1 protein-coding gene is annotated in these 516 nt (G+C 62.8%); it reads left to right on the top strand.

From position 1 onward, the window contains the following. The coding region (locus FHX09_RS08610; protein WP_184449771.1) for a hypothetical protein at positions 1 to 516 on the top strand (516 nt) is incomplete at both ends.

Raw genomic sequence — 516 nt, 5'->3', positions numbered from 1 at the left:
CGCACGGCAACGACATGGGCTTGCCGGAATCGACGGTCCAGCATGGAGACCTGAATATCTCCTGGGGCGCGGACAACAACAACGGCGGCATTGCCGACCGCTCGGTGGCCTTCACGGTTGCCGAAGGCCAGACAGGCCTGACGTCGGATGGCGTTGCGATCTACTACAAGCTGTCGGCCGACGGCACGGTTCTGACGGCGACGAAGGGGGCAAACGGCGCGGAAGTGTTCAAGGTGACACTGTCCGACCTGCACAGCGGCTCTTACACCTTCGAACTCAAGGGCAATATCGACCACGCTCCGTCAGGCCTCAATGGCGGCAGCAGGACGCTGGACTTCGGCTTCAGGGCGACCGACAGCGACGGTGACTCGGCCAATTCCAACTTCACGGTCAACGCCATCGACGACAGCCCGGTCGCCAATGCAGGCAGCACCTCGACCGTGGAAGACGAAGCGGTCAATGGCGGCAACAATGAAAGCGACGGCCTGTCCGCAACGGCCGGCGGTTCGCTGAACA

Origin of the sequence: Rhizobium sp. BK538 (assembly GCF_014197575.1) — a bacterium.
Taxonomy (GTDB): Bacteria; Pseudomonadota; Alphaproteobacteria; order Rhizobiales; family Rhizobiaceae; genus Rhizobium.
The sequence above is the reverse complement of the archived record's forward strand: the minus strand, read 5'-3'. Positions and strand labels throughout refer to the sequence as shown.